The sequence below is a fragment of the Nocardioides sp. genome (genome assembly GCF_031422975.1).
Taxonomy (GTDB): domain Bacteria; phylum Actinomycetota; class Actinomycetes; order Propionibacteriales; family Nocardioidaceae; genus Nocardioides.
This window is the reverse complement of the sequence record NZ_JANPEO010000369.1, coordinates 1-4,272: the sequence shown is the minus strand read 5'-3', so window position 1 is coordinate 4,272 and position 4,272 is coordinate 1. Positions and strand designations below refer to the sequence as shown.

The window sequence follows — 4,272 nt, the reverse complement described above, 5'->3', positions numbered from 1 at the left end:
CTGGTCGCGCTCCTGGCCACCTTCCTCCTGCTCCTGTCCGGGTTCGTCATCGACTTCGGCCAGGCGTACATGAGCAAGCGCAATCTCCAGAAGGCCGCCGATGCCGGAGCTCTGGCGGCGGCCCAGGTGCTCACGCTGTACCCCGGCACCTGCAACAGCGTGATCGCCAACTCGGCGGCCATCGCAGTCGCCCACGCGAAGGCCGACGAGTACCGCAGAGCCAACCGTGAGAGCTACCTGCCCGCCTCCGCGGAGACGGAGTTCCGGGTGAGGTGCGACCCAGCTCTCAAGGTGCTGGTCGTGGAGTACGGCGTCGAAGGCACGACGTCCTCCGCCTTCGGGCCCCTCGCGGGCCGCGGCAGGACCATCAAGACGAGTCGTCGCGCCGAGGCCACCGTGGACGTGGCACCCATCGCCACCCAGAACGTGCGGCCGCTCGCCCTCTGCTCGGCCGCGCTGGCGCCGCCGTACGTCGACAGGACCGGCGACTTCATCCGTGTCTACTTCCCGGGGAACGGCACCCGCTCACCGGCCCAGTGCCCCAAGCCCCAGAGCCCCGGCAACTGGTGGACCCTGGACTGCCCGGAGGAGCGCAGCGGTGCCACCACCGTGCTCGAGGGACAGATCAAGAACGGGTGCCAGTCCCCGGTGAAGGTCATCCCCGGTCAGGCCAACGTCAGCACCCCGGGCAGCCTCACCGTGGTGCTCGAGGCCGCGTGCCCGTCGACCCCCGTCGGATCCGCGACCTGCATGAGCGGTGACCCGGGAAACCTGGATGCCGGCCACATCGCAGACTCGTGGAAGTACCTCGTCGAGCAGCAGACGGAGAGCATCTTCCCCGTCTTCTGCGTGCAGCCCCAGTGCACGGACGACACCTCGAGCGGCACCGGCACCAACACGATCTTCCCGGTCTACAAGATGGTCTCCGCGACCGTGTGCGGCTACCACTTCAGCAACAGGGAGAAGTATCACTCCACGACCCGTCTGTGTGCCGGCAACCCGTACCTCGCGGCAAGCGACGCCGACGGGAGCAACGGCAACAACTACCTCGTCCTCAAGGTCGTCCAGGCCCGCACGAGCGGGTCGAACGTCGAGTCAGAGTGCGCCCTGGGTGCCGGCTGCGACGGCGGTCTGCGTCGCACCCGACTGACCCGCTGAGCCCGCTCAGCGGCGGGCGAGATCGGCGGCGCCGATCAGACCCGCCTTGTTGCCGAGCTCTGCTCTGCGGATCTCGGCCACCGGGCGGTGTCCGCGACCCGTGAGCTGCTTGGCGAACGCGGCGCGAGTGGGGTCGAGGAGCAGGTCCTCCGCCTCGCTGACGCCGCCGCCGATGGCGACCATGGCCGGATCGAGGACGGCCGCCAGGGAGGCGATGCCCTCCCCCAGCCACGTCCCGAGGTCGGAGAGCAGGTCGACGGCGAAGACGTCACCGGCGCGGGCCGCCTCGGTGATGAGCGGTCCGGTGATCGCAGAGACGTCGCCGCCGACCCGATCGAGCAGGTCGCGCGCCAGCAGCGAGCCAGCGAGCGCCGCGGCGCGAGCCTCGCGCACGAGCGCCGTGCCGGAGGCGTAGGACTCCAGGCAGCCGCGGTTGCCACAGCCGCACTGGACACCGCCGGGCACCACACGCATGTGGCCGATCTCGGCGGCGACACCGAAGGCACCGCGGTGCAGGTGGCCGTCGAGGACGATGCCGCCCCCCACGCCGGTGCCGACCGTGACCAGGAGGAAGTCGTCGACGTCCTTGCCGGCGCCGAAGGCGAACTCGCCCCACGCCGCGGCGTTGGCGTCGTTCTCCACCACGACCGGCAGCTGGACGCGCGCCTGCATCTCGGCCTTGAGATCGAGGTCACGCCAGGCGAGGTTGGGGGCGAACAGGACGTGGGCGCGTCCGCTGTCGACGTAGCCGGCCGCGCCGATGCCGACGCACGCGATCTCGTGCCTGGAGGCGAGCGCGATGACGAGCGATGCGATGGCCTCCTCGATCGCCTCGACGTCCTCGGCCGGCGACTGGACCTTCAGCTCCTCGAGGATGCGCCCGTGGGTGTCGACGACACCGCCGGCGATCTTGGTGCCGCCGACGTCGATGCCACAGGACAGCGGAGATGAGTTCATGAGGGCTCCTCGGGCCAGTCCTCGCCCGGATCATCCAGGTCGATGTGCTCGACACCACCGCGCTCCGACGACGGAGCGGGTGCTGCCGTGGCCAGGATCCCGGCCGCCGCGTGGACCAGCGAGGACGCCGCCGTGGTCAGGTGGGCCTTCACCTCGGGGCTGAGCTGGCGTACGGCATGCACGGTGCGGCAGACCGGACACACCGTGCACTCGGTCGACCCGGTGGCCAGGTGGGAGTTGAGGTCGTGCGCGGCAGCGACGGCGTGCTCGGACAGACCCGAGACGCTCTCGCCCAGCCCGCCGCTCTGGTCGCGCGCCCAGCCGTTGAGGGCACCCAGCAGCTTGGTCGCCTCTTCGGCGAGGGAGCCGACCTCGGGGCCGCGCGCGTCTTCGGTGTCTCTCACGACACCCCTTCCTTGAATCTGACCTGGAGCTCGCCGCCGACCACTCGGGCACCTGCGATCTGGTGACGGCTCAGGCCCGGCGGCAACGTGAGGAGACGACGATACGACGCCACGCTGACGACGAGTTCGTCGCCATGTCTGGCGAGACCGACCTCGTCGCTGGTGACGTAGGGAAGGGCGAGGTGCACCACGGCTCCGGAGTGGTTGCGGGTGATCCGGAACGGGCCGGTTCCGTCGGGTACGGCGAGCGGGTCGCCGTCGGCGTACACCTCGCGCGCGAGGTCGTGCAGCGCAGTGAGCCCGACCGGTTCGCCGGTGCGATAGACCGAGCGCCACAGCGGCAGGTCGGCGAACGACTCGCTCACCTGGCCGAGCACCTCGGCCTGGGCGGACACCCAGCCGGCGCGCCACTCATCGGCGTCCTCGGTCGGGAAGATGCGGTTCACCACGACCCCGTCCACGCGATAGCCGAACAGCGAGAGCATCGTGTAGGACCGGCGTGCCTCAGCGAGCACCACGGACTCGGGGGTGAGCACGATCCGCACGCTGGCGTCGGGACCGGTGAGCAGCGCGTGGACCTCGTCGAGCTCGGCGTGCAGGCGCTCGATCGCGCCGAACACGGAGTCCTCCGGCATCGGCATCTTGGCGGCCCTGGACAGCACCGGCCCCAGCGCCTTCACGATCCTGCGCTCGACCGGGAAGATGCGCTCCATGTACCACCCGAGCGCTTCGGGCAGCGCGAGCAGGCGCAGTGTCTCGGCAGTGGGTGCGCAGTCGACGATGATCACGTCCCACTGGCCGCCCAGGGCCTGGGCGCGCAGCTCCAGCAGTGCCAGCACCTCCTCGGCGCCCGGGATGACGGCCAGCTCCTCCGCGGCCACCGGGTCGACGCCCGCGACGTCGAGCACGCGCAGCAGGTAGGACTGGATCTCCGCCCACGATTGCTCGAAGCGGAGCTGGGCGTCGACCTGCTGGACGAACAGCCGGGGCGCCACCTCGGTGGGCTCGGCTCCGGCCGGGGCGCCGAACGCGTCGGCGAGTGAGTGCGCCGCGTCGGTGGACAGGACGAGCGTCCGGTGCCCGGCGGCGGCCGAGAGCGTCGCCGTACCCGCGGCGACGGTCGACTTGCCGACACCACCCTTGCCGGTGAAGAGAAGGATCCGCACGCGTGGGGGCTGCGCGCTCAGAGCGTCTCGACGCGCTTCTTCAGGCCCTTGAGCGCGGTGTCGATCAGGATCTTCTCGCCCTTGCGCTTGAGCATGCCAATCAGCGGGATCGACACGTCGAGCGCGAGGGAGTAGGTGACCTCGGTCGAGCCGTCGCCCAGGTCGCGCAGGACGTAGGAGCCGTCGAGCGCCTTGAGCATCTTGCCCTCGGCCAGGGTCCAGGTGACCTCGCGGTCGCCGTCCCAGTCGTAGACGAGGGTGTACTCGTCCTTGATCGGCGAGACGTCCAGCGCGAAGAAGACCTGCTCGGCGCGCCCGTCCGTCCCGGGCACGGTCACCTCGGCCGTCGTCACGCCCTTGGCCCACGCGGGGTAGGACTCGAAGTCGGCGATGACGGCCATGACGTCGCCCGGCGGGGCGTCGATCATGATCGACGAGGAGGTCTGTTCGGCCATGTCGCGGAGCCTAGCGGACAAGCACCTGGCCTCTGCTGGCCCCAGCCCTCTTGCCGCAAGCGGCTGCGAGGCTCGGTCTGCTCGCCCGGCAAGCCGGGCGAGATCCCTCAGGCGATAACCTGCGCGATGCAG

Annotated in this window: 5 protein-coding genes; 1 reads left to right on the top strand and 4 read right to left on the bottom strand. The window is 70.5% G+C overall.

Features of this window, described 5'->3' with window-relative positions; translation table 11 throughout:
* Positions 1-1,158: pilus assembly protein TadG-related protein (locus RMO85_RS11130; RefSeq protein WP_310528791.1), on the top strand; the 1,158-nt coding region annotated here is incomplete at its 5' end.
* 6 nt (positions 1,159-1,164) lie between these two features.
* On the opposite strand, the gene RMO85_RS11125 is transcribed toward RMO85_RS11130, so the two are convergent.
* From RMO85_RS11125 to RMO85_RS11110, 4 genes are read right to left on the bottom strand one after another with little or no spacing between them, the layout of a single operon-like run.
* Positions 1,165-2,115 (bottom strand): ROK family glucokinase, encoded by a 951-nt coding sequence (locus RMO85_RS11125; RefSeq protein ID WP_310528790.1) that lies wholly within the window; start codon positions 2,113-2,115, stop codon positions 1,165-1,167.
* Positions 2,112-2,519: a hypothetical protein gene (locus RMO85_RS11120; protein WP_310528789.1), complete on the bottom strand. Its 408-nt coding sequence runs from the start codon at positions 2,517-2,519 to the stop codon at positions 2,112-2,114. The genes RMO85_RS11125 and RMO85_RS11120 overlap by 4 nt, the downstream gene beginning before the upstream one ends.
* Entirely contained in the window at positions 2,516-3,685 is a 1,170-nt protein-coding gene (locus RMO85_RS11115; RefSeq protein WP_310528788.1) for an ArsA family ATPase, read from the bottom strand. The genes RMO85_RS11120 and RMO85_RS11115 overlap by 4 nt, the downstream gene beginning before the upstream one ends.
* A gap of 17 nt (positions 3,686-3,702) precedes the next feature.
* Positions 3,703-4,140 carry an SRPBCC family protein gene (locus RMO85_RS11110; protein ID WP_310528787.1) on the bottom strand — a complete coding sequence of 146 codons (438 nt, stop codon included), beginning with the start codon at positions 4,138-4,140 and terminating at the stop codon, positions 3,703-3,705.
* Between the last annotated feature and the right edge of the window lie 132 nt (positions 4,141-4,272).